The following is a 23,258-nucleotide window of genomic DNA, read 5'->3' on the forward strand; positions in this document are numbered from 1 at the left end:
CCGGCGTAGGAGACGCCGTTCTTCCAGACGTGGTAGCTGAAGGTGCCGTCGGAGTTCTGGTAGGTGGCGACGATGTCGTCCTTGCCGTCTCCGTCGACATCGCCGGAGGCGACGCGGTTGCCGACGTTGGCCATGGTCCAGCCGCCGGAGGTGTAGTCGGAGGCGCGGCTGAAGGCGGATCCGGTGGAGGTCCACCGGTAGATGGTCATCGATCCGTCGCCGTCGTCGCGCATCATGGCGGGCTCTGCTTTGCCGTCACCGGTGAGGTCGGCGACGACGAGGCGTCCATCGACCGGACCCAGGGCGTAAGGGCCGGAGGTGTACCACTTACCGGCGTAGGACAGGCCGTTCTTCCAGACGTGGTAGCTGAAGGTCCCGTCCGAGTTCTGGTACGTGGCGACGATGTCGTCCTTGCCATCTCCATCGACGTCACCGGAGGCCACCCGGTCGCCGACATTGGCCATCGTCCAGCCGCCGGAGGTGTAGTCAGAGGCGCGGCTGAAGGCCGACCCGCTGGAGGTCCACCGGTAGATCGTCATGGAGCCGTCACCGTCGTCACGCATCATCGCCGGTTCTGCCTTGCCGTCACCGTTGAAGTCGGCGACGACCAGGCGTCCATCGACCGGACCCAGGGCGTAAGGCCCGGAGGTGTACCACTTACCGGCGTAGGAGACGCCGTTCTTCCAGACGTGGAAGCTGAAGGTCCCGTCCGAGTTCTGGTACGCGGCGACGACATCGTCCTTGCCGTCCCCGTCGACATCCCCGGAGGCCACCCGGTCCCCGGTGTTGGCCATCGTCCAGCCACCGGAGGTGTAGTCGGAGGCGCGGCCGAAACCCGATCCGGTCGAGGACCACCGGTAGATCGTCATCGACCCGTCGCCGTCGTCACGCATCATCGCCGGAGCGTCCAGTCCCGGGGACGAACAGTTGCGGCTGGTGACGTTGCGCCAGGTCTGGCCGTTCGACCCGCCGTAGGTCACACCGTTGAAGGTGGGCCTGACCCGTTCGGAGCCCGCGGTTCCCCAGCTGGCCGAACCGCTTCCGTCGGCGTCGTAGCCGAGCTCGAAGTGCAGGTGCGGATGCCCGTTGGAGGTGGGGCCGGTCTTGCCGACCCGGCCGATCGTCGTGCCCATGCTCACCCTGGCGCCGACCGAGACGGCGCGGGATTCCAGGTGGAGGTAGGTGGTGAAGTAGCCGCCGCCGTGGTTGATCTGGATGACGTTGCCGGCGTTGCTGTGGTAGAAGGACTGGTTCACCGTCCCGGCGGCGGGGGCGATCAACGTGGCGCCGTCGGTGCCGTGCTGGTCGGGCTCCTTGACCATGTCGAGCGCGGGGGCGTGCGCCCACGTGTCCAGCCGCCACTGCTGGCCGCACGGGAAGGGCAGTTGCAGGTTGGGGGCCGCCAGGGCGGGGCTCGCCGTGGTGACCATGCCTAAGGCGATGAGCGTGCCGGTGATGGCGACGCGTAAGACAGCGGACTGGGACACGAGATCCTCCGGGGAAGCATCGATCGGATGTCGACAGACTCCCGGCGGGCCCTGCAAATCCGCTGTAACTTCCCTCCAGACGACGCCACAGCCCCGTGAACGAGGAACGGCGCCTACCGTGAGGCGGTACGACCGTGCCGATCGAGAGGCCGCGAACTCACAGCGCGTCGGTCGTGGCGTACGTGGCGTGGTGTGCCCCGGCGCTGAAGGCCCAGTAGCGGTCGCCGTAGGACCAGTGCCACCACTCGGTCGGGTAGTTGACGAACCCGGCGGAGGTCATGGCCGCGGACAGGAGCCGGCGGTTCTCTCTCGCCTCCGGGGAGATGTCCGCCGAGGCGGTGTAACAGGCCTCGTCGCTCTCCGGCGGAGTGGCGTTGACCGATGTGCCCATCGGGAGCTCGACGCCGTCGGCGGTGCACAGGGTCAGGTCGACGGCGCCGCCCGTGGTGTGCGGGGCCACTTCGGGTGGTGCGACGTACCGGCTGGTCTCGATCCGGGCGCGGCCTTCGTCCCATTCGGGGTGCGCGGCCCGGTGGCGGGCGAGGGCGTCGGCGAAATACCGCCGCTGCAGGGCGGGCGGGCGATAGCCCTCGACGATCAGCAGGCGTAGCCCGCGGGGCAACCGGGTCTGCGCCGCGACCAGCCGGTCGGCCACGCTCACCCGTACGTGCGCGAAGGCGCCGGCCGGATCGGCCAGCCTCAGGTCAAGCTGGAGCGCCTCCACGGTGCGGAGATCCAGCAGGGGTTCTCCGCACTCCCTCACCGATGTCTCGGCGATTCGCTTGTCCGATAGAAGCACTATCTCAGTCATGCAAGCCTTCGTGATGGACCGTCGGCGCTCCGCGTGAGACGCCAGGTCACCATGGTGCGGCCAGGTGCTCCAAAAGCGCTGTAGCGGCGTTACAGATCATTACAGCGGAAGGGATTCGCCGTACTCGCGGGCGCCGTACAACTGGAAGACCTCCACGGCCTCCGACCGGATGGTCTCGGCGGTCGCGTCGTCGCCGAGGGCCTGATGGACCAGGGCGAGGTCACGCAGGGTACGGGCGCGGAACAGGGCGATGTTCAGCGTTTCCCACAGCCGCAGCGACTCCTCCAGATGGCTCTTGGCCTGGTAGAGCCGCCCTTCGGCCAGATAGAGCTCGCCCAGGGTGCGCAGGGTGCAGGCCTCGCCCCAGCGGTCGCTGAGAGTGCGGGTGGTGACCAGCGCCTCCTCCAGCGGTTCGCGGGCCTCGTCGTATCTCTCCAGCCGCACGCGGGTCTTGGCCAGGGAACGATGGCAGTAGGCCACCATGAGACGGTCCCCGAGGTCCTCGAAGATCGCCAGCGCCCGTTCGCACAGAGCCTCCGAGCTGTCGAGCTCGCCTCGCGCGCGGTGGTACAGCGACATGCTGCGCAGCGTCAGCCCTTCACCGCGGCGGTTCTCGCCTTGCCGGTAGAGCGTTAGCGCGGCGGTGAGACAGGCCCACGACGCGGCGTAGTCTCCCCGTTCGAGGTGGACCGTGCCCATCAGCCGCTTGATGTGCGCGACGGCCGCCGAGTCGGCGAGGTCGTCCCACAGCTCCTCCGCCTTGCCGAGGAAGTGCAGGGCCTCAGGAAGATATCCCTGCTCGCGGCAGGCGGCGCCGAGTGCCGCGAGGGTGGTGCCCTCGCCCCTGGTGTCCTTGGCGGCGCGGAACAACGGCAGGGCCTGGCTGAGATACTCGCGCGACTCGGCGAAGGAGTCGCGTTCGTAGGAGAGCTGGCCGAGCCCGGCGAGCAGCTTCGCCTCGCCGAGTGTGTTGTCCATCCGCCGCGCGACCGCGAGGGCGGCCTGGTGCGTCCGGTGCCAGGCCGCGAACGGGTTGTCGAAGAGATACTGGCTGCCTTCGAAGGCCACGGCGGACAACGCGGAGGCCAGTTCGACGGCGATCTCGTCGAGGTCCATCGCCGCCGCGAGCTCGACGGCGACGATCAGCGACTCCTCCTCTCTGCGGAACCAGGCGTGCGGGTCGGCGAGCACCGCGCGCACCACCTCGGCGTCGACCGGGTGGGTCAGCCCGGTCGTGGCCCGCATCGGGATCATGCCCGTGGGCAGGGCCTCGCTCAGCTGCTCGACCAGCCACAGCCACCCGCCCAGCACCCGGGTGACCACGGCCGCGCACGCCTCCTCCGTCTCCTCGGCCGCCGCGCGCTCCTTGGCGAACAGCCGGGTGAGGTCATGCAGCCGGTAGCGGACCTGGCCCGTCGGATCCGCGTCCACGAGGTCGACGAGGGAGGCGTCGACCAGCTGCTCCAGCGCCTGTTCGGCGACGTCGAGGCTCGCCTCCATGGCGGAGGCGGCCACCCAGACGGTGAAGTGCGGCATCCCGAGCAGGCCGAGCCGGCGCAGCGCGGTCTTGGCCAGCGGCGGCAGCAGCTGGTAACTCAGGCCGATGCTGGCGCGTACCGCCTGGTCCCCGACAGCGAGCTCGTCCAGCCTGCGGTGCTCGTCGTCCAGCCGGTCGGCCAGCCGGGCCACCGACCACTGGCGGCGCGACGCGAGTCGCGCCCCCGCGACGCGCAGGGCGAGAGGCAGGCCACCGCACTGGTTCACCAGGCGCCAGGCCGCGTCCGACTCGCCGGCGATCCGTTCGGGACCGTTGATCCGTGACAGCAGTTCGAACGCGGACTCCCGCGGCAGCAGGCCCAGATCGACGAACGCCGCGCCGGCCAGCCCGGCGAGCCGGTTGCGCGAGGTGATGATCACCGCGCATCCCCTGCCGCCCGGCAGGAGCGGTCTCACCTGGCTCTCGGACACCGCGTCGTCCAGCACGATCAGCTTCTGCCTGCTGGCCAGCAGCGTGCGGTAGCGGGCGGCGCGCTCCTCCAGAGCGGCGGGTATCGGCGTGCCGGGCTGATCGAGCTCGCGCAGGAGCCGCCCCAGCGCCTCCTCCGGGGTGACGGGCGCCTCCGTCGTGCCGCGCAGCTCGACGTAGAGCTGCCCGTCGGGATAGTGGGGGGCGACCTCGTACGCCGTCTGCAGCGCAAGAGCCGACTTCCCGACGCCGCCCTGCCCGGAGATGACGCAGAGCGGCACGGCGTCCGGGCCGGTCAGATATCCGCTCAGCCGGGCCGTCTCCTCGGCGCGGCCGGTGAAGTCGGGCACGGGCGAGGGCAGCTGGCGGGGCAGCTGGGCGGCGGCCTTCGCCCTGTGCAGCAGCGTGGTGTCGGATCGCAGGATGGCCGCCTGGGTCTCGCGTAACTCGGGTCCCGGCTCGATGCCCAGCTCCTCGATCAGGACCTGCCTGCCGTGCTGGTACATCGCCAGGGCGTCGGCCTGCCTGCCCGAGCGATAGAGCGCCACCATGAGGTCGCGGCGCAGGCGCTCGCGTCCCGGATACAGGGCGACCAGCTCTGTCAGCTCCTCGATGAGCTGCTGGTCCTGGCCCGCTCCGAGATCGGCGGCGACCCGTTCCTCGATGACCGCCAGCCTGAGCTCCTCCAGCCGGTCCGCCTCGGCGCGGAGGAAGGAGTCGCCGATGCCGCCGAGCGCCGTCCCGCGCCAGAGTGACAGCGCGGCCCGGAAGGAGGCCGACGCCTCCCGGTGGTGGCCCTTCCGCGCGGCGCCGCGCCCCTCGGCCAGATGCTGCTCGAACACGTCCTTGTCCAGAGTGCGCGGCGGGATCTGGGCGAGGTAGCCGACGCGGTGGGACATGATGACGGGCGGCAGCCCCGCGGCCGCGAACGCCCGGCGCAGCGAGGCCACATAGGTGTGCAGGATCCCCTTCGCGGTGGCCGGCGGGTCCTCCGCCCAGATCGCCTCGACCAGCCGCTCGCTGGTGACCACCCTGCCCGGTTCGAGGAGGAGCGCCACGAGCAGCGTCCGGGGCTTGGTCCCCCCGAGAGACACCTGGCGCCTGTCGTTCCAGACTTCAACGGGCCCGAGCAGCCGAAATTCCATCGAGCTCTCCCAGCTTCGTGACTGACCGCAGCCGTTCAGAGGTCCGCACCGTGCCATGTGGCAGGCGAGGGCGGGAAGATCGAGGTGCGCCACCCATGCTGTCACAAACCTTCTCGTACGCTCACGGAATGCGTCGCGGGCCGGGCACCCGCGTCCAGAGCCGGCGGATCGAGCAGGTCAGTGATGCTGACGGACCCGGAAAAATCTGTCAACAGCAAAAGTCATCAAAGCGGAATCGTCTGATATGACGATCTTGATCATTATTTTCTGATCTTGGTCCGCATAGGTTGCAGGCGCCGGCAAGTAATGATCACCGCTCCGGCATGACCTCTTACGGGGCTCGACAGAGGAGATTTCATGATCCGTTCCCTGGGCAAGCTGGGTGACCGGCTGCTCGACAAGCTGCTGCCCAAGACCTCCGCGGCCGCGGACACCTGCTGGGACGAGACGAAGTTCGTCGGCTACACCATCCGCAGGACGTGCTGCATCGCCGCCGGTTACACGGCCTGCACCCCCTGGCGCTGATCGAGGTCCTCGCCGAGTGATCGTCATGCGGTACGTGCGCCGGTCGGCTTCGCGCCGGCCGGCGCCGATGGTCGTCATCCGCCTCGCCAGCGCCGGCCGAGCGGTGATCACGTGAGGGACCCCGAAGGTCCCGCCGGGGTCTCCCTGTTCCGCCGCGGATGGGTGGCGGTCGAGCTGGCGTGGCGGGCGCAGCCGGCCGCCTTGACGGGCTCGCTGGCGACGGTGCTGCTCATGGGGGCGGCACCGGTGGTGACCGCGTGGCTGACCAAGCTGGTTCTCGACAGGCTGGCGGACGGCGGGGGCCAGGGCGTCCTCCTCCCGCTCGCGGCCGCACTCGGAGTGGCGGGCCTGGCCCTGGTCGTCCTGCCGCACGTCTCCGACTACCTCAAGGGACAACTGCACCGGGGGCTGCAGACGCTGATCTACGACCGGCTGTTCCAGGCCGTCAACGCCGACCCCGGGCTCAGCCGCTTCGAGAACCCCGCCTTCCACGACGAGCTGCGGCTGGCCCATGAGGCCGGCCAGAACGCTCCGCAGCAGATCGTCGGCTCGTCCCTGGCGATCTGCCAGGGCATCCTGACGCTGTTCGGGTTCGTCGTCACGCTGACCGTGCTCAGCCCGGTCATGGTCGTCGTCGTCATCGCCGCCGCCCTGCCGTCGGCCCGGGTCCAGCTCGCGCTGAGCCGCCGCAGGGCCCGCATGATGTGGGGCATCAGCTCCAACACGCGCCGCCAGCTCTTCTACGGCTCCCTTCTCACCAGCCCCGACGCGGCCAAGGAGGTGCGGCTGTTCGGGCTGGGCGACTTCCTGCGCGGCCGGATGCTCACGGAGCTCGGGACGGTCAACGAGGCCGAGCGGGATCTGGACCGTCGGACGCTGCACAGCCAGGGGCTGCTGTCCCTGCTGGGCGCCGCCGTCGCGGCCGGCGGCCTGATCTGGGCCGTGCTCGCCGCCGCCGCGGGAGGTCTGAGCGTGGGGGACGTCTCGGTGTTCGTCGCCGCCGTCGCCGGGGTGCAGACGGCCCTGACCGCGATCGTCAGCCAGTGGGCGGGCGCGCACAACGCCCTGCTGATGTTCGGGCACTACATCGGCGTCGTCCGGGCCGGGCCCGGTCTCCCGGTGGCCCCGGAGCCCGCCGCGCTGCCCCCGCTGCGAACGGGCATCGAACTGCGTGACGTGTGGTTCCGCTACGACGACGAGCACCCCTGGGTGCTGCGCGGCGTGGACCTCTTCATCCCGCACGGCCAGGCCGTCGCCCTCGTCGGCCTGAACGGGGCGGGCAAGAGCACCCTGGTCAAACTGCTGTGCCGGCTGTACGACCCGGTCCGCGGCTCCATCCACTGGGACGGCGTGGACCTGCGTGAGGTGCACCCGGACGACCTGCGCGCCCGGGTCGGCGCGGTGTTCCAGGACTACATGGCGTACGACCTCACCGCCGGCGAGAACATCATGCTGGGCGACCTGGCCGCGGGCGCCGATCCGGAGCCCGTCCGGGCCGCCGCCCGGCGCGCCGGGATCCACGACACGCTCGACACGCTGCCCAAGGGCTACGACACGCTGCTCAGCCGGATCTTCTTCGGCGACGACGACGAGCGCCAGGCCGGGGTGACCCTGTCGGGCGGGCAGTGGCAGCGGCTGGCGCTGGCCCGCGCCCTGATGCGCCACCGGAGGGATCTGCTCATCCTCGACGAGCCGAGCTCCGGCCTGGACGCGGAGGCCGAGCACGCCGTCCACCTGGGACTGCGCCGGCATCGGGCGGGCCGGACCAGCGTCCTGATCTCACACCGGCTGGGAGCCCTGCGGGACGCGGACCTCATCGTCGTGCTGAGCGACGGGAGGATCGCCGAACGCGGTTCCCACGGTGAGCTCATGGCGATGGAAGGGACGTACGCGCGGCTGTTCGGCCTGCAGGCCAGCGGCTACGAGCTCACGCCGGACCCCTCAGCGGGGGAGAGCCTGCGCACGACCACGCCCAGCACCCGGTCGGCCGGGAGATAGCCCCAGTTCCGCGAGTCCGCGCTCGCCGGGCCGTCGCCGATGACGACCAGCCGCCCCTCGGGGACCAGCGCCCCCTCGGGGGCGTTCACCGCGTGCGTGACCTCCGGCGGCACCGGATCGCCGGGCAGCGCGGCCACCCGCTTGATGAGCCACTTCGAGTCCTTCGGGGCGGACAGCGGGCCGGTGCGCCATCGGCCTTCCAGCGCCGATTCGAAGACCACCACCTGACCCCGCCTGAGTCTCGAACCGGCCACGCGGCGGATGAGCACACGATCTCCGGAGCGGTACACCGGGAGCATGCTCGGCCCCGTCACCTGGACGATCACCAGCCGGCGCCGGGCGACGGCGAGACCGCCGGCGATCACCGCCGACAAGATCACTAAGTACCACACGCGCTCACCCTACGTGCCGCACCCCCGCGTGGCGCCACACGAAAGGTTGGCGGATCGGCCATGTCACCCCGTGTTACGCTCGCCGCACAGAAAGCCATAGAGGGGCGCGGCCAGCGTCATCTTCATGATGGGGGAGGGGACATGAACGACAGTTACGCGACAGCGGGCGCGAAGCAGAGGGTCGTGATCGAGGTCGCCGAGGAGCACCTCGGCACGGTCGACGACGTCCGCGCCGCACTGCGCCGGCACATCGACGACATCGCCGACGAGCGGCTCGCATGCGCGCGGGGGATCCAGATCCTGCTCATGTGCTGAGCCACATGCCGGCGACCCAGCGAGACGATCTCACCGCGGACGAGACTTCGCGCGAGAACGCCCGCGTCAATCTCGGACTGGCACTCGAGGCGTACCCCTTGTGGGTGGAACGGCTGACCTGCCGAGACCTGAAGCGGGCGTTCCTGGCGGAGTGCTCGGCCGCGGTCCCCCATTATCGGAACCTCTTCCAGGGCGCGGTGCGCGATCTGGACCGGTTCCCGGTCATCGATCGGGCCGACCACGACGACAGGCGCCTCGACTTCATCAGCACCGACTTCGAGGATCCTCGCGGCGAGATCCTCCGGATCTCCACGAACGGCACCTTCGGCCGGACCCTTCGCGTCGCCTGGGACCTGCCGAGCTTCTTCGATCTCAACCACGCGAGCTACCTCCGCTTCTCGACGGTGCTGCCCGCCTTCTTCTCGTCCCTGGTCCCGGGCGAACCCTCGGTCTTCGTGATCTCCGACTCACCGCGCGATCTCCGTACCTCGGTCGTGATGCCCGCCCTGGACGGCGCGATCCTGCGGAGGCTGATCCTTGGCCGCGACGAGATGACCGACGTCGCGCTCGTCGAGCACCTCCGCCGCGCACGGATCGCCCTGCTGCACGCCAAGCCCTCGGTGCTGCTGGATCTCATCGAGCTGGACGGCGCGCACGACGGAGGCGGGCGCATCGCCCCGGCCTACGTCGTGTGCAGCGGCGAGAACCTCTACCCCGACGACCGCGCGCGCATCGAGGCCGGGCTCGGATGCTCTGTGCTCGACGCGTACGCCGCCAGCGAGGCGGGCCTGATCGCGTACGAGTGCCGGCATCGCACCGGCATGCACGTGGTGACGGATCATCTGACGGTCGAGGTGGAAGCGGGCGACGGAAGCCTCGGCCCGACGGGGACGGGGCAGTTGCTGATCACCAACGCGCTCAACTGGCGCCACGCCTTCATCCGCTACCGCATCGGCGACAGGGCGACGGTGACCTCGGGCGAGTGCGGCTGCGGCCACGACGGGCAGACCATCGTCGCCATGCCCGGACGCGAGCGGGCCGCCTACGGGGACGGCACCGGCTCGATCACCGCCGAGGAGATCGGCGCGGCGGTCGCGGCGGCCGATCCTCCGGTGAAGCAGTTCCAGGTCGCGCCGGGAGAGGACCATCGGATCGTGATCTCCTGGGTGGGCCGGCCCGGCGGTGACACCGCCCTGGCCGCGGTCTTGCGCGGGCGCTTCCCCGGCGCCAGGTTCGAGCTCGTCAACGTCCCGGCCGTCAACCTGCCGGGCGGCAAGCTCCGGCGGTTCCTGTGAGCTCAACCGGTGAGAACCACCACGTGCGCCGACGCCCGGTCGAGCTGTGAGGCGAAGGCCCGCAGGCCCACCAGACCGGCCGCGCCCGCCGGGGACACGCGGAGACCGGCGTGCCTGAACATGCCGTCACTGGCCAGGACCAGTTGTTCGTCCGTCGCGTCGCAGAAGTGGCCCCCCGTGCCCAGGACCGCGTCCATCGCCTCGCGGGCATGGAACGAGGACCAGTTGACGAGCGGCTCGTTCACCTCCGTCTCCAGCAACCGCGCCGCGTCGAGCTCGACCAGGCGGCCGCTGGCGAGGCTCGCCGTCAGGGCGGTGTTCCCGGCGCTTCCCACCACGCCGATGCGCACCTCGACGCCGTGGTGCCGGAGCCGGGCGTGCACCCCGGCCGCGCACGTGCCGTTGCCGACGGGCAGCCAGATCGACCCCAGCGGCACCGGGCACTGCGCCATCAGCTCGTCGACGATCGCCCCGTACGCCAGGATCGCGATCCTCCCCCCACGGCCGACGGGGTTGGCGTCGAACAGCCGGCGCTTCCTGGCGAAGCTCCGGCTGGCCCTGACCGCCGCCTCGTAGTTGTCCCCTTGGGCGATCACCACGGCTCCGAGGCCGGTCATCTCTTCTGAGCGGGTGTGGTGGTACCGGATCGGCACGAAGACGGTGCACGGCAGTCCGCGCGCGCGGCTCGCCCGGCTCAGGGCCACCCCGAGGTTGCCGCAGCTGCCGGCCGTGACGCCGGCCGCTCCGTCGCGGATCGCGGCGAGCACCAGCCCGCCCGCGATCCTGTCCTTGTGCGTCCCCGTCGGGTTCCCCATCTCGCACTTGGCATAGACGTGGGGCAGGCGCAGCCGCTCCTCCAGGCAGGGCAGCCGGATCAGCGCCGTCTCCCGCCTATCCTCCATCGGGATTCCGTACGAGACCCGCCCCGAGATAGGCGAGCAGATCGGGATGTCCTCCGTCGCCCCAGGACGGCGTCGTGTTGACGTCGATCAGGTAGAGATCGCCGTTATCGTCGCTGACCAGGTCGAAAGCTCCGTACTCCACCCGCGCGGCGTCCGAGACGCGGGCGGAGATCGCCGCGGCGCCGGCGACGTCCGCCGGGAGCGCCGCCGGGCGGCCGGCGTCGGACGTCTTCAGGTAGTAGCTCTCGCGCGTGATGCCCACCGGCATCTTCTTGAAGACCGCCGAGTCGTGCACCCGCGACACGACCATGGCCTCACCCGCGAGATAGACACGATGGAAACGATGGGCCGCATTGGTGATGTACCGCTCGACGACCCAGTGCGGCGAGGCCCAGATTGCTGGGGGAACTTCGTCGCGCCTCATCACCCGATATTCGCCCTCCGCTCTGGAGGACGGCATGTCGTGCGGTGCCTCGTATCCGAGCATTCGCCGCTGCGGAAGCGTCAGTTCGCATTCTCGAACGCCGTGGTAGTTGCAGTTCGTCTTGACCAGCAGCGGTTCGCCGGGATCGCCCTGGCGGGGCGCCGTGGCCGTGGCGACCCCGGCCCGGGCACAGGCTCGTTGGACGGCGCGCTTCGAGATGTCGGTGATCCCGGCGTTTCGAACCGTGACGCCTCGGGCCCGCAGTTCTCCGACGAGTTTTTCCCGGTCGAACGGCACCCGGGCGGAAAGCGTCAGGTTGATATGGAACACGAATAACCGGCAGCCGGCCGGTATTCGTGAAAGCACATCCTGGAATCCCTCTCCGAGGCCGGCGGTGATGCGGCGCGCGCCCGGAAGAACGGCCGGAAGCAGGAACCCCTTCCAGGCCCTGTGTTCGTAGACGGCCACCTGGTCGAAGCTCCGCATATCGCAGTATCGACACACGTCTTCGCGCACGTCAAGCGACATGAACCGATCTCGCGGGGCCGTCGTCAACGGCCGGGCCGTTCGGATGATCTCGGAGCGGCGCGGCCACGGAAATGACTGCTTGTTGGCCGGATAGGGCTGTGATAGTAGTGGTTCAGCCATGTTCCGCCCGCGGCGGATGGTCCCGAAAGACATTTCAGCACCGAGGCCCCGTCGAGGTGGCCGGTATTAGCTGAGGGGGCGTCGGCACATGGACTGGATATGCGGCGATCTGGCGCCATGAAGTTTCCCCGGGCTCCTTATCCGGAACAGGTGTCCTACCAGGTCGGCCTCGACAAGATCCAAGAGGCCGTGATCAGTTCGCATTTCATGCACGAACTCGCCGGCGATCCGCGGCTCGAACTCTACGACGAGGACCGGTTCGTCGCGAAGACGCTGCATATCGACGCCGAGGCCGTCCACGACCGGCTGATTCCCGCCCTGCGTGAAGCCTGCGACGTCTTCTCCGGGCATCGGGCCGCCGCCGCACGGTCGAGGGCGCGCGATAATTACCAGGATTACGGGCTGGCCGATCCACGCCAGGTCGGAACAGCTCAGGTCATCACGGAAGTCATGTTCGACCGGCAGTATCGCGCCGAGCCGTTGCGAAGCTGCTCCAGAGAGCTGCTGTGCGGCACCGTGGCGGAGCGGGTCGAGGCCGGTTCTCCCATCGAGATGCTCATTCCGGCGCTGCCGTTCAAATTCTCCTCACCACTCAAGACCCGCGGCCGGCTGCCCGACCTGGCCGAGCTCAATTTCCTCCTCGGTCTCAACGAGATCGTGTCGACGGTCGAGCAGATCTATCGGGCGGCGAGACCTGATCTCCAAGGGCCTCTGGCGCGATTCACGGTCGTTTCCGACGGGAGCCGCTACAACAAGCTGGTGAACGAGCCGGACAGCGTCGTCGAGCGCTACTGGAATCGTCTGGGCGTCTGGGTCGAACGGTTACGGCTCGACGAGCACATCACCATCCTCGACTACCGGTCGCTGCTCCGGGACTCGATGCCGGCGAGTGACCGGCGACGGAAAAGCGCGATCGCCGCCGGAGCGCGCACGGAGTACGGCCGGGTGCTGTGGTCGGTATTCGATCCGAACGACATGGTGTCCGCCATGACCATGGCCGCCCGGGTCGAGCCCGATCCGGAATACGCCAATGCCGAGGGCCGGTTCGTCTCCCTGCTGAAATCCCTGATCTACACGATCAAGTACGACTCGCTCACCATGTTCGACCCCCTGCCGGCCGATGCCCGCCATGCTCTCTACCGCGACCTGACAGCGCACATCTTCGAACCGTATGTGGCGATCCCGCCCGACGAACTCGCCGGCGTCCGCATCGACGCCCGCGCGGGGCTCGCGCCCACGGATCGGGTGAAGGAGCGCCTGAGACAGATGATGCTGAGGGAGTCCTGGGCCTGTGCGATCGACTACATGGCCGAGATCAAGAGCGACCGGGAGCTCACGGAAGACCCCATCTTGACCTGTCTGCCAGGCCATCTGCGCTGGACCATCCACGCGAAAGCGGGCCAGCTGGCGTTGTCGACGCCGATCGCCGCCGGGATCAGGGTCCAGGCGTGGGCGGGCGCCGCGGTGTTCAAGCTCACCAAGAGGAAGGACGTCAAGCTCTGCACCCTTCCGGTCCTCGCCCTGGAGGGAGCCGGCGCCATCCCGGTGCGCGTGCGCGGCGTGGACGACGCGCTGGCCCTGGCCGGCCAGCCTCTCTTCTACATCTACCCGGACGTCACGTTCGCCGACATGGACGACTTCCTCGCCGTCGTCCGGAGGTCGCTCGTACGCAGGAGGACGAACTAGCGTGTCGAACCGCCCGAGCAAGAGGGCGATCTTCTTCGTCTACGACAGGGGCACCGGCATCGGGCACCTGAGAAGACTCGGTTGCCTGGCCAGAAGGCTCCAAGGGCGTCTTTCGTGCCTCATCGTCACCGGTCACCGGTCAGCGGCGCACTGGTTCGTGCCGGAGGAGTGCGAGTACGTCCACCTGCCGAGCTGGGACAGCCTCCTGGAGGACAAGGCGCGTTACTGGGACCGGCGGCCGTTCGTCGTCCTGGACGAAGCCGGCGCCGTCCGGCTGCGGAAGTCGATCCTGACGGCGGTCGTGGAGGCGTTCGAGCCCGACGTCATCTTCGTCGACCATCTTCCGCTGGGCGCGGGGGAGGAGCTCGCGGAGGTCATCGAGGACACGCGATGCCTCAAGTACCTGGTGACGAGAGGCGTGCTGAACGAGACCGCGAACCTGCGCCGGCTCGTCTTCGGCGGAAAGGCCGGCCGGTATCTGGACGCGTACTATCACCGGATCCTGGTCGCCACCGATCGCAAGGTCTTCGACTTCGCGGCGCAGTACAACCTCGGGCCCGCGATCCGCGGGAAGACGGTCCACACCGGTTACGTCGCGGACGGCGTGCCGCACGACACGGTCAAGACGGTCCGCGAGGACCGCGGCCTGAAGGACGGCGACCTCTGGGTGGTCGCCTCGGCCGGCGGCGGCCAGCTCGGCGAGCCGCTGATCGAGGGCTGTCTGGAGCTCGTCCGCGCGTACCCGAACGTCACCTTCGACATCGTCCGGGGGCCCCGGTCGAACATCGCCTGGCCGCGGCGGCACCGCGACCTCGTCGAAACAGGCAACCTGCGCCTCCACAAGGAGACCCACAAGATGCCCTTTCTCCACGCCGGCGCGGACCTGGTGATCTCCTCGGGCGGCTACAACTCGCTCCTGGAGGCGCTGCAGGGGAACGCCCGCATTCTCTGCTTCCCGTTCTGGAGGGATCGGCGCGATGAGCAATACCGTCATGCGGCCCGGCTGCGGCAGTTCGTGGACCTCGAGGTGTCGCTCGACCTCTCCGAACTGCCGGGGATGTTCGCCCGGGCCATCGGCTCGATCGGCCGTGGCGTACCCGACCGGCGTGCGGAGCTGGACTTCGACGGCGCCGCCGCCATCGAGCGCATCGTCCACCGGGACCTCGGGCTGACCGCCTGAGCGGGCTCGACGTACAGGCAGGGGAGTCGCCATGGAGTTTCCGAACGTCGGCGTCATCGGTGCGGGGACCATCGGGACCGAGGTCGCGCAGTGCCTCGCCCAGGCCGGGCACCGGGTGGTCCTGGTGGACGTCGAGACCGGGATCCTCGACCGGGCACGGTCGGCCATCGGCGAGAACCTGAGGTACGCGTCCCTGTTCGATGCCGGGGTGCGCGAGGCCAGCCATGCCGGCATCCTGTCGCGGATCGACTGCACGACCGACTACGGCCTCCTGGCCGACATCGACCTCGTCGTGGACAACAGCACGGAGAGCCGGCCGATCAAGGAGGAGGTCTTCACCCGGCTGGACCGGATCTGCCCGCCGGACCGCATCCTGGCGGCCAACACCTCCGCGATCTCGATCACCCGCCTGGCCGGCGCGACGCGGCGACCCGACCGCGTCATCGGGGTGCACTTCATGAACCCCGTCTTCCGTAAGCCCGTCGTGGAGGTCGTCAAGGGCTGGCACACCAGCGACGCGACCGTGGAGGCGGTCCAGGGCTTCCTCGGCGGGCTGGGCAAGCGGGGGGTCGTCACCAACGACATGCCCGGCTTCGTGTCCAACCGCGTTCTCATGCTGGCGATCAACGAAGCGATCAGCGTCGTGCACGACAGGGTCGCCACCCCGGCCGACGTCGACGAGATCTTCGTCAAGTGCCTGGCCCACGAGATGGGACCGCTGGCGACCGCCGACCTGATCGGCCTGGACACGGTCCTCCGTACGCTCGACGTACTGAACGAGAGCTACGGGGACGGCAGGTTCCGCGCGTGCCCGCTGCTGAGGCAGATGGTCGACGCGGGCCTGCGCGGACGGAAGTCAGGCAAGGGCTTCTTCGACTACTCCGGACAGCAGGGGCTCCGATGGACGTGAAAGCCAGGGTCAGAAGCTACCTCAGACAGGCGATCATGGAGGAGGTCGGAGACGGGGACGACCTGTTCGAGCTGGGGCTCGTCAACTCCCTGTTCGCTCTGCAGCTCGTCCAGTTCGTGGAGAACGAGTTCTCGATCAAGGCCGAGCGGGAAGATCTGGACATCGCCAACTTCTCCTCGATCGATGCTCTGACGGCGTTCGTCCTGAGGAAGACGCAGCCGCCACCCGGGCCCGGCCATGCGGCTGACTGACGTCCAGGCCGGGTGGCGCGACAGGGCGCGGCGGTTCGCCGCCGAGCGGATCGCCCCGCTGGCGGACCAGATCGACCGGCAGCAGGCCACTCCCGCTTCCGTCCTGGCCGCGATGCGCGAGGAGGGCTACCTGGGGGCCGCCCTGCCCGCGCGGTGGGGCGGCGGTGAGCTCGATCCGGTCAGCTACGGCCTGGTCACCGAGGAGATCGGCAAGGCGTGCTCGTCCGTGCGCAGCCTGATGACGGTGCACAACATGGCGGCGCAGGCGCTCACCGCGCTGGGCGACCGGCATCAGCGGCAGCGATGGCTGCCGGAGCTCTGCACCGGCCGCAAGATCATCGCCTTCGCGCTGAGCGAGCCCGGCGCCGGCAGCGCGACCCGGGCGATCGGGACGCGGGCGGTGGAGGTGGGCGACGGCTACCTGGTCACCGGCACGAAGAAGTGGATCACTTTCGGGCAGATCGCCGACCTGTTCCTGGTCTTCGCGCACTGCGAACGCGAGCCGGTCGCGCTCGTGGTGGACCGGCACAGTGACGGCCTCACCGTGACACCGGTCACGGACATCTTCGGCACCCGGGGGTCGATGCCGGCCGAGGTCCGGCTGGACGACGTCCGGGTCCCGAGATCGCACCAGGTGGGGCCCACGGGCGCGGGACTCGGCTTCGTCGCCAACCTGGCGCTCGACCACGGGCGGTTCTCGGTCGCCTGGGGGAGCACCGGAATCATCCAGGGATGCCTGGACGCCTGCGTCTCGTACACCGGGCGGCGCACCCAGGGGGACCGCACGCTGAAAGACCACCAGCTCGTCCGCCGGCACCTCACCGACATGCTGGTCGCGCACACCGCCGCCCAGGCGGTCTGCTACCGGAGCGCATGCCTGCGGGAGACGGGCGACCCGCGCGCCGTCATGGAGACCGCCCTGGCGAAGTACCACGCGGCCGAGGCGGCGATCCGGGTCGCCAACGACGCGGTCCACCTCCACGGGGCGAACGGCTGCACCACGGACTACCCGGTCGCCCGGTATCTGCGTGACGCCACCGTCATGGGGATCGTCGAGGGGACCCACGAGATCCACCAGGTGACCCTGGCGGACTACGCCTTCCAGCGGCCGTACCTGCGATGACGCGACGGAGTGTGAGCATGCGGGCTGAGCGGCAGGGGCCGGGCATCAAGTGCGTCGTCTGGGACCTCGACGACACGTTGTGGCAGGGCACCCTGCTCGAAGGCGACGACCTGGTCCTCGCGCCCGGCGTCAGATCCGTCGTCGGCGAGCTCGACGACCGAGGCATCCTGCAGTCCGTCGCCAGCAAGAACGACCACGACCTGGCGTGGGCGAAGGTCACCGAGTTCGGTCTCGCCGAGTTCTTCCTGCATCCGCAGATCGGCTGGGCCGACAAGTCGGCGTCGATCAGGATCATCGCCCGCGAGCTCGGCATCGGCCTGGACACCCTCGCCCTCGTCGACGATCAGGCGTTCGAACGGGACGAGGTGCGGTACGCCCTGCCTCAGGTGAGCGTGATCGACGCCGCCGACCTCGGCGGGCTGCTGGACCTGCCCCGGATGCGACCCCGGTTCGTCACCGACGAGTCGAGGAGGCGGCGGCAGATGTGCCAGGCCGACATCCAGCGCAACCGGGCCGAGAACGAGTCCCCGGGCAGCCGCGAGAAGTTCCTGGAGACGCTCGGCATGCGCATGACGATCCGCCCGGCCGGGGAGCTCGACCTGCGGCGGGCGGAGGAACTCACGCTGAGGACCAGCCAGCTCAACACGACCGGCCGCCACTACGCGTACGAGGAGCTGAACGATCTCAAGGACTCGCCCGATCACCTCCTGCTGGTCGCCGAGCTGGAAGATCGGTACGGGTCCAGCGGGACCGTCGGCCTGGCGCTGGTCGAGCGGGGTCCGGACGCCTGGCTGGTGAAGTTGCTCGTCATGTCCTGCCGCGTCATCACCCGCGGAGTGGGCGGGATCATGCTGAGCCACATCGTCCGGTCGGCCCGGCGCCACGGCGTCCGGCTGCGGGCGGACTTCGTCGCCAACGAACGCAACCGCATGATGTACCTGACCTACAGGTTCCACGGATTCCGGGAAGTGGCCGCGTCGGGCGACGTGGTGCTGCTGGACCACGACCCGGGCGTCGTCCGTCCGTTCCCGCACTACGTCGAGGTCAGGACCAGTCAGCGAGGGAGGGGAGGCGGATGAGATTCGCCCGGCCCGGCACGTTCTCCGGGCCCCGCGTCGTGCTGGAGCCGTTGACGGTGCGGCATCGGGAGCCGTTGCGGGCGGCCGCCGGCGACGACCAGAGCATCTGGACGTACTTCACCACCGTACGAGGGGCCGACTTCGACGACTGGTTCGACTACTCCGTCGAACGGGACGCGAAGGGGGAGCTCTACCCGTTCGCGGTGCGGCGCCGGGCGGACGACAGGATCGTGGGATCGACGCGGTACTACGACATGGCTCCCGAGCACCGCCGCCTCGCCCTCGGCTCGACGTGGTACACGGGCAGCGCCCGGGGAACGCTCATCAATTCGGAGGTCAGGCTGCTGACGTTGACGTACGCCTTCGAAAGGTTGTCGGTCAACCGGGTGGAGCTGATCACCGACCCGTACAACCTGAGTTCGAGGGCCGCCATGAAGATTCTGGGCGCCGTGCAGGAAGGCGTGATCCGTCAGCACATGATCTACGACGACGGCCGGGTCAGGGATTCCGTCCTCTACAGCATTATCCGGTGTGAATGGCCCGGAGTAAGGGACAGACTGCTGCGGAAGCTCGGTTATACCGAGGACATGATAAGCGTCGGGACTTTCCCGGCCGGCCCTTCGTGACCCGTTTACACGGGTCACCCGCCGGTATAACTTTCCGGCTGTAGGAAAGTCCCGCCTCGGGAGGCCCCATGGGTGAGCTCGACGACTTTCGCGCGGACACCCTCACCCGCCAGACCGAGGCGATGAGAGCGCTGTTCTCGGGAGACCAGGCGCCGTTCATGAGCATGTGGTCGACGCGGGACCCGCTGAGCCTCTTCGGCGCCTGGGGGTCGTGCACCACGGGATCCGCCGAGCTCAACCGGGTCTACCACTGGGTGGGGTCGAGGTTCTCCCGGTGCGGTGACCTCAGCTTCGACGTGGAGGTCGTCGACATCGTCGGCGACCTCGCCTACACCGTGGGGTGCGAACGCTTCACCGCGTCCGTGGACGGGCGGCCCGCCGAGCCGATGACGATCCGGGTCACCCACGTCTACCGGCGTGAGGACGGCACGTGGAAGATCGTGCACCGGCACGGCGACTGGGCCCCCGTCGACGAGGGCCCGCCCCCGTCGTGACACCGCCCAGCCTCGACGATTTCCGGGCCCTGGCAAGGGAGCGGTTGCCGGCCGGCGTCTTCGACTACATCGACGGCGGCGCCTGCGACGAGATCACCAGCCGGGCCAACCGCCGCGACCTGGACGGGATCCGGCTGCTGCCCTTATGCCTGCGTGACGTCGCCGACCTCGACCTGCGGACCAGCCTGCTGGGGCATGCGTTCGGCTTTCCCGTCGGGTTCAGCCCGACGGCCTTTCACCGGCTCGTCCACGAGAGCGGAGAGGTCTCGGCCGCGAGAGCCGCGAAGGCCCTGGACATCCCGATGATCGTGAGCTCGATGTCCAGTGTCGCGATGGAGGACGTCGCCAGGGATTCGGGAAACGAGCACCTCTGGTTCCAGACGTACATCTTCAAGGACAGGGCGCTCACGAAGGAGCTGATTCAGCGGGCCGAAGGCTCGGGATACAAGGCGATCGTCCTGACCGTGGGATGTCCGGTCACCGGAAGGCGCTACAGGAACGTCCGCAACCGGTTCGCCCTCCCGGCGGACGTGGTCGCCGCCAATTTCGCGCGGCGGAACGTGGTCGTGCACGACAACCCCATCCACTCGGTCGGCGCGGACCTCGATCCCGCGCTGACGTGGAGCGACGTCGAGTGGTTGCGCGGACAGACCGCGCTGCCCGTGGTGCTCAAGGGCATCATGAACCCGCTCGACGTCCCGCCGGCCCTGGACCTGGAGGTGGCCGCGCTCATCCTGTCCAATCACGGGGGCAGGCAACTGGACACGACGGAGTCGACGATCAGGATGCTCCCCGAGATCGCCGCGGCCGTCGGGAAGCGCACCGGCCTGCTGATCGACAGCGGATTCCGGCGGGGCACCGACGTCCTCAAGGCGATCGCCCTGGGAGCCGACGGCGTCCTGCTCGGCAGGCCGGTGATGTGGGCGCTGGCGGCCGGCGGGGAGCGAGGGGTCGTCGACGCGGTCGGCCTCCTGGTCGAGGAGCTGCGCATCGCGATGCGGATCGCCGGCTGCCGCAGCATCGGCGAGATCAGGGCGAACGGGTCGGCCGTCGTCCGCGTGTGAGGCGTGTCAGCCGCACAGCTCGCCGCACCTGTTGACGACGTGGACGAAGAAGGTGTCCAGAGCGGCCGGGTGCAGTATCTCCCCGGCGAAGCGCTGCCCGTTGTCGGCGATCGCCTCCGCCTCCTCCGGATGCTCGGCCAGCCGTTCATGGACTTTCAGCAGATCCGACAGGTCATGCCGGACGGGTGCGTAGTGGACCCACGGTTTCAGCCCCGCGTAGAAGAACTGGCTCCACTGAGCTTGCAGCAGCAGGACAGATCTCGAAGCCAGGATCGTGGGCACGCGTTTCCACGCCGCCACCGCGCCGTCCAGCGAGATCAGGTACTTGTAGCGTACGAAGCCCTCGGCGGGCACTTCTTCCGCGGGGTCGCCGAACATCTCCCGCAGGTGGCGTCGCAGCGCGAGCGCGGACTCGCTGTCGGTCAGGTTGTCGTACGTGACGAGGCGCGCGTCCAGCACCTCGGGGTGCTTGCGCGAGGCCATCAGCAGCGCGTAGCGGGCGAAGTCGCGCCGGTTGCCGAAGTTCGGGTATCCGGGACCCGACAGCGTGCCCCGCCATTTGATCAGGCCGAGGCGCCGCTCGAACGGGATCGCCGCGGACGCCTTCGCGATGGCGGCGAGCTCGCCGGCGTACCGGGGCCCGAGAATGGCGAAGTCGGGGATGAGGATGGAGTGCGCGCTGATGTCGTCGCCGTCACGCCGGTCGCATCTCAGCAGCGGCGCCCTCCTGAGGAACTCGACGAACTCGGCCCGGCCGGCAGGGGAGACGTACACGCTGTCGCTCAGCAGCACGAAGAAGTCCGCGGGGTGACGTATCCGGGGGAGCAGGCGCCGCAGGGCGGGCAGGAGGGAATCCGTCAGCCTGTGCCGTGATATGGGTTTGTCCACGACCACACGCACATCGAGATCCTGGGCGCTGATCCGGCAACGCACGATCAATGACGGGCGGGACAGCGTCCCCGGTGCGGCCAAGAACGCTTCGAAATCGTCCAGGACGGATTTCTCGCAGCCACTCTTGGCGAGATGCCGGAACTGCTCCTGCTGTCGAGCACGAATCGCTGCCATCGCTTCCGAAGGCATGGAGCTCACGACAGAAGATTACCCCGCCGAGGGAACCGATCAAGAGGTCCGGCTAATCGTGGATGACGCGCGCTATCTCGAAGGCTTCGGCCAAGGGGGCGGCCACCTGACTGCCGCGATATGCGGCCAATACCCGCACGCCATTCTCGCTTCGCGGGAGCGGCCATTCCTCCACCTCCCCGCCGTACGCGCGCAGCGCCGCCAGTTTGCGTTCGAGATGCTTCTCGGAGACGACCTGCCAGCAGTTGGGGGAGAACGCCGGCCGCAGGCCGGACGCCTCGCCCCAGTCGGTCGCCGACCGCACCTCGGCGCACCGGATCTCGGTGACGCCGGTGCGCCCCGGACGGGCCGCCACCCGCACCGCGGAGCTCACCAGGCGGTGGTCCTGGTTGAGATCGCTGAGGCTGGTGGTGAACACGGTGTCCGGGCCGAAGAGCCGGATCTCCGCCTCGATCGTACGGTTGAGTTCGAGCTGACCTACCTGGTCGAGCCGGTTGTCGCCATAGCCGTGGACGCTGACCTCCTCGATGCCGAGGATGCCTGCGGCCTTCTCGATCGCCCCGGCGCGGTCGGTGGCGCCGCCCCCGGTGGGGTCGCGGGAGCTGTCGTCGCGGGTCAGGACGCACAGCCGGATGCGCACGCCCGCTTCGCTCAGCCGCGCGAGTGTGGCACCGGCGCCCAGGGTCTCGTCATCGCCGTGCGCGACGACCACCAGCAGTCTCCTCAATCCGCCTCCTGCTTTTCGGCCGCTGAGTAATCCGCCGAATGTCCGGGGAGTTTCCGGTCGGCGCGCACAGGCCACGGCAGAGCATTTCGATTATGCTCTATGAATCGTATGCGTCACGGCTGCCCATCCATTTCTGCCAGGAACAACCGTGAGATACCTGATCACTGGAGGGGCCGGCTTCATCGGATCCCATCTCGGCGAAGCGGTCCTCGCGCGAGGCCATTCCGTGGTCGTCCTGGACGACCTGTCCACCGGCCACAACCTCGCCGCGCACACGGCCGGCGGGTGCTTCACCTTCGTCAAGGGCTCGGTGCTGGACGAAGGGCTGGTGGCGGAGCTGGTCGAGGGCTGCGACGTGGTCGTGCACCTGGCGGCGGCGGTCGGCGTCCGGCTGATCGTGAGCCGGACGCTCGGTTCGCTGATCACCAACGTGCGCGGCACGCAGGTGGTCATGCAGGCGGCCGACGCCTTTCGCAAGAAGGTCCTGCTGGCCAGCACGAGCGAGGTCTACGGCCAGAGCCGGGAGATGCCGTTGCGGGAGGACGCGAACCACGTGCTGGGCCGGCCCGAGATCGCCCGCTGGTCCTACAGCCTGGCGAAGGCCGTGGACGAGTGCCTGGTCAACGCCTATCACCGGGAGCGCGGGCTGGACACGATCATCGTGCGCTTCTTCAACACCGTGGGCCCCCGGCAGAGCCCGGCCTACGGCATGGTGGTGCCCCGGCTGGTCCGCCAGGCGGTGGCGAACGAGCCGGTCACCATCTACGGCGACGGCAGCCAGACCCGGTGCTTCCTGCATGTCAACGACGCGGTGACCGCGATGCTCCTGCTGCTGGAGAACGAGCGGTCGATCGGCGGCACGTTCAACCTCGGGTCGTCGGAGGAGACGAGCATCCTGGATCTCGGCAGACGCGTCATCGAGCTCGCGGGCTCGGACTCGGAAATCGTCTTCGTCCCGCACGAGGAGGTGTACGGACCGCACTCGGAGGAGCCGCTGCAACGGGTGCCGGACACCGGGCGCCTGCGGTCCCTGACGGGATGGCGGTCGACGCACTCTCTGGACGACGTGCTGCGGGACGTGATCGCCGAGGTCCGCGCCGACGGATGAGAAGCGCCGGCGCGGCCGGCCG

At 69.2% G+C, this 23,258-nt stretch carries 22 protein-coding genes; 14 read left to right on the forward strand and 8 right to left on the reverse strand.

What is annotated here, in order from left to right; all coding sequences use genetic code 11:
• The 3 genes from AB0K05_RS43545 to AB0K05_RS43555 all read right to left on the reverse strand — a co-directional run.
• Positions 1-1,487, reverse strand: a 1,487-nt coding sequence (locus AB0K05_RS43545) for a M23 family metallopeptidase (protein WP_364237557.1), incomplete at its 3' end; no start/stop codon positions are given.
• 157 nt (positions 1,488-1,644) lie between these two features.
• Complete coding sequence (locus tag AB0K05_RS43550; RefSeq protein ID WP_148029802.1) at positions 1,645-2,298, reverse strand: M15 family metallopeptidase; 654 nt, start codon at positions 2,296-2,298, stop codon at positions 1,645-1,647.
• Positions 2,299-2,397: 99 nt separating this feature from the next.
• Positions 2,398-5,409 carry a BTAD domain-containing putative transcriptional regulator gene (locus tag AB0K05_RS43555; RefSeq protein WP_364237560.1) on the reverse strand — a complete coding sequence of 1,004 codons (3,012 nt, stop codon included), beginning with the start codon at positions 5,407-5,409 and terminating at the stop codon, positions 2,398-2,400.
• 357 nt (positions 5,410-5,766) lie between these two features.
• Between AB0K05_RS43555 and AB0K05_RS43560 the strand changes: the two genes are divergently transcribed.
• Positions 5,767-5,934 (forward strand): hypothetical protein, encoded by a 168-nt coding sequence (locus tag AB0K05_RS43560; RefSeq protein ID WP_187280998.1) that lies wholly within the window; start codon positions 5,767-5,769, stop codon positions 5,932-5,934.
• A gap of 111 nt (positions 5,935-6,045) precedes the next feature.
• Positions 6,046-7,932, forward strand: coding sequence for an ABC transporter ATP-binding protein (locus AB0K05_RS43565; protein ID WP_364237564.1), 1,887 nt, complete (start codon positions 6,046-6,048; stop codon positions 7,930-7,932).
• Here the strand turns inward: AB0K05_RS43565 and AB0K05_RS43570 are convergent.
• Positions 7,854-8,324, reverse strand: a complete 471-nt coding sequence (locus tag AB0K05_RS43570) for a S26 family signal peptidase (protein WP_271278780.1) — start codon at positions 8,322-8,324, stop codon at positions 7,854-7,856. The genes AB0K05_RS43565 and AB0K05_RS43570 overlap by 79 nt on opposite strands.
• Before the next feature lie 141 nt (positions 8,325-8,465).
• Here AB0K05_RS43570 and AB0K05_RS43575 point away from each other — a divergent pair, with 141 nt between their 5' ends.
• Together AB0K05_RS43575 and AB0K05_RS43580 are read left to right on the forward strand one after the other, a co-directional pair.
• Positions 8,466-8,639 (forward strand): hypothetical protein, encoded by a 174-nt coding sequence (locus AB0K05_RS43575; RefSeq protein ID WP_187280999.1) that lies wholly within the window; start codon positions 8,466-8,468, stop codon positions 8,637-8,639.
• A gap of 5 nt (positions 8,640-8,644) precedes the next feature.
• Complete coding sequence (locus AB0K05_RS43580; RefSeq protein ID WP_364237569.1) at positions 8,645-9,934, forward strand: hypothetical protein; 1,290 nt, start codon at positions 8,645-8,647, stop codon at positions 9,932-9,934.
• A gap of 2 nt (positions 9,935-9,936) precedes the next feature.
• Here AB0K05_RS43580 and AB0K05_RS43585 read toward each other — a convergent pair whose 3' ends face one another.
• Both AB0K05_RS43585 and AB0K05_RS43590 read right to left on the reverse strand, forming a co-directional pair.
• Positions 9,937-10,836: a pyridoxal-phosphate dependent enzyme gene (locus tag AB0K05_RS43585; RefSeq protein WP_364237572.1), complete on the reverse strand. Its 900-nt coding sequence runs from the start codon at positions 10,834-10,836 to the stop codon at positions 9,937-9,939.
• Complete coding sequence (locus AB0K05_RS43590; protein WP_364237575.1) at positions 10,826-11,788, reverse strand: hypothetical protein; 963 nt, start codon at positions 11,786-11,788, stop codon at positions 10,826-10,828. The genes AB0K05_RS43585 and AB0K05_RS43590 overlap by 11 nt, the downstream gene beginning before the upstream one ends.
• A gap of 270 nt (positions 11,789-12,058) precedes the next feature.
• On the opposite strand from AB0K05_RS43590, the gene AB0K05_RS43595 reads away from it, so the two are divergent.
• The 9 genes from AB0K05_RS43595 (at position 12,059) to AB0K05_RS43635 (ending at position 20,321) form a co-directional block, all read left to right on the forward strand.
• Positions 12,059-13,594 (forward strand): L-tyrosine/L-tryptophan isonitrile synthase family protein, encoded by a 1,536-nt coding sequence (locus AB0K05_RS43595; protein ID WP_364237578.1) that lies wholly within the window; start codon positions 12,059-12,061, stop codon positions 13,592-13,594.
• A gap of 1 nt (position 13,595) precedes the next feature.
• Positions 13,596-14,774, forward strand: a complete 1,179-nt coding sequence (locus AB0K05_RS43600; protein WP_364237581.1) for a hypothetical protein — start codon at positions 13,596-13,598, stop codon at positions 14,772-14,774.
• Between the two features lie 31 nt (positions 14,775-14,805).
• Positions 14,806-15,684 carry a 3-hydroxyacyl-CoA dehydrogenase NAD-binding domain-containing protein gene (locus AB0K05_RS43605; protein ID WP_219547955.1) on the forward strand — a complete coding sequence of 293 codons (879 nt, stop codon included), beginning with the start codon at positions 14,806-14,808 and terminating at the stop codon, positions 15,682-15,684.
• Complete coding sequence (locus AB0K05_RS43610) at positions 15,675-15,935, forward strand: phosphopantetheine-binding protein (RefSeq protein ID WP_364237584.1); 261 nt, start codon at positions 15,675-15,677, stop codon at positions 15,933-15,935. Before AB0K05_RS43605 ends, AB0K05_RS43610 begins: the two co-directional genes overlap by 10 nt.
• A complete protein-coding gene (locus tag AB0K05_RS43615) occupies positions 15,922-17,058 on the forward strand; it encodes an acyl-CoA dehydrogenase family protein (RefSeq protein WP_364237587.1) in 1,137 nt (378 codons plus the stop codon). Before AB0K05_RS43610 ends, AB0K05_RS43615 begins: the two co-directional genes overlap by 14 nt.
• A 17-nt stretch (positions 17,059-17,075) precedes the next feature.
• Complete coding sequence (locus tag AB0K05_RS43620) at positions 17,076-18,137, forward strand: HAD-IIIC family phosphatase (protein WP_364237590.1); 1,062 nt, start codon at positions 17,076-17,078, stop codon at positions 18,135-18,137.
• Positions 18,134-18,763: a GNAT family protein gene (locus AB0K05_RS43625; RefSeq protein WP_364237593.1), complete on the forward strand. Its 630-nt coding sequence runs from the start codon at positions 18,134-18,136 to the stop codon at positions 18,761-18,763. Before AB0K05_RS43620 ends, AB0K05_RS43625 begins: the two co-directional genes overlap by 4 nt.
• A gap of 68 nt (positions 18,764-18,831) precedes the next feature.
• Entirely contained in the window at positions 18,832-19,257 is a 426-nt protein-coding gene (locus AB0K05_RS43630) for a nuclear transport factor 2 family protein (protein WP_364237596.1), read from the forward strand.
• Positions 19,254-20,321, forward strand: a complete 1,068-nt coding sequence (locus AB0K05_RS43635) for an alpha-hydroxy acid oxidase (RefSeq protein WP_364237599.1) — start codon at positions 19,254-19,256, stop codon at positions 20,319-20,321. Before AB0K05_RS43630 ends, AB0K05_RS43635 begins: the two co-directional genes overlap by 4 nt.
• A gap of 6 nt (positions 20,322-20,327) precedes the next feature.
• Here the strand turns inward: AB0K05_RS43635 and AB0K05_RS43640 are convergent, their stop codons facing one another.
• Positions 20,328-21,221 (reverse strand): glycosyl transferase family 90, encoded by an 894-nt coding sequence (locus AB0K05_RS43640; RefSeq protein ID WP_364237602.1) that lies wholly within the window; start codon positions 21,219-21,221, stop codon positions 20,328-20,330.
• Between the two features lie 232 nt (positions 21,222-21,453).
• Positions 21,454-22,128: a PIG-L deacetylase family protein gene (locus AB0K05_RS43645; protein WP_364237605.1), complete on the reverse strand. Its 675-nt coding sequence runs from the start codon at positions 22,126-22,128 to the stop codon at positions 21,454-21,456.
• A gap of 148 nt (positions 22,129-22,276) precedes the next feature.
• Here AB0K05_RS43645 and AB0K05_RS43650 point away from each other — a divergent pair, with 148 nt between their 5' ends.
• Entirely contained in the window at positions 22,277-23,236 is a 960-nt protein-coding gene (locus tag AB0K05_RS43650; protein WP_364237608.1) for an NAD-dependent epimerase/dehydratase family protein, read from the forward strand.
• The last annotated feature ends 22 nt before the right edge of the window (positions 23,237-23,258 follow it).

The sequence above is a fragment of the Nonomuraea sp. NPDC049486 genome (assembly GCF_040676925.1).
Classification (GTDB): Bacteria; Actinomycetota; Actinomycetes; order Streptosporangiales; family Streptosporangiaceae; genus Nonomuraea; species Nonomuraea ferruginea.

Excerpts from the sequence above, each read along its gene's own strand:
- AB0K05_RS43550 (WP_148029802.1), bottom strand. The coding sequence starts at position 2,298 with ATGACTGAGATAGTGCTTCTATCGGACAAGCGAATCGCCGAGACATCG.
- AB0K05_RS43555 (WP_364237560.1), bottom strand. The coding sequence starts at position 5,409 with ATGGAATTTCGGCTGCTCGGGCCCGTTGAAGTCTGGAACGACAGGCGC.
- AB0K05_RS43560 (WP_187280998.1), top strand. The coding sequence starts at position 5,767 with ATGATCCGTTCCCTGGGCAAGCTGGGTGACCGGCTGCTCGACAAGCTG.
- AB0K05_RS43575 (WP_187280999.1), top strand. The coding sequence starts at position 8,466 with ATGAACGACAGTTACGCGACAGCGGGCGCGAAGCAGAGGGTCGTGATC.
- AB0K05_RS43580 (WP_364237569.1), top strand. The coding sequence starts at position 8,645 with ATGCCGGCGACCCAGCGAGACGATCTCACCGCGGACGAGACTTCGCGC.
- AB0K05_RS43585 (WP_364237572.1), bottom strand. The coding sequence starts at position 10,836 with ATGGAGGATAGGCGGGAGACGGCGCTGATCCGGCTGCCCTGCCTGGAG.
- AB0K05_RS43590 (WP_364237575.1), bottom strand. The coding sequence starts at position 11,788 with ATGTCGCTTGACGTGCGCGAAGACGTGTGTCGATACTGCGATATGCGG.
- AB0K05_RS43605 (WP_219547955.1), top strand. The coding sequence starts at position 14,806 with ATGGAGTTTCCGAACGTCGGCGTCATCGGTGCGGGGACCATCGGGACC.
- AB0K05_RS43610 (WP_364237584.1), top strand. The coding sequence starts at position 15,675 with ATGGACGTGAAAGCCAGGGTCAGAAGCTACCTCAGACAGGCGATCATG.
- AB0K05_RS43615 (WP_364237587.1), top strand. The coding sequence starts at position 15,922 with ATGCGGCTGACTGACGTCCAGGCCGGGTGGCGCGACAGGGCGCGGCGG.
- AB0K05_RS43620 (WP_364237590.1), top strand. The coding sequence starts at position 17,076 with ATGCGGGCTGAGCGGCAGGGGCCGGGCATCAAGTGCGTCGTCTGGGAC.
- AB0K05_RS43625 (WP_364237593.1), top strand. The coding sequence starts at position 18,134 with ATGAGATTCGCCCGGCCCGGCACGTTCTCCGGGCCCCGCGTCGTGCTG.
- AB0K05_RS43630 (WP_364237596.1), top strand. The coding sequence starts at position 18,832 with ATGGGTGAGCTCGACGACTTTCGCGCGGACACCCTCACCCGCCAGACC.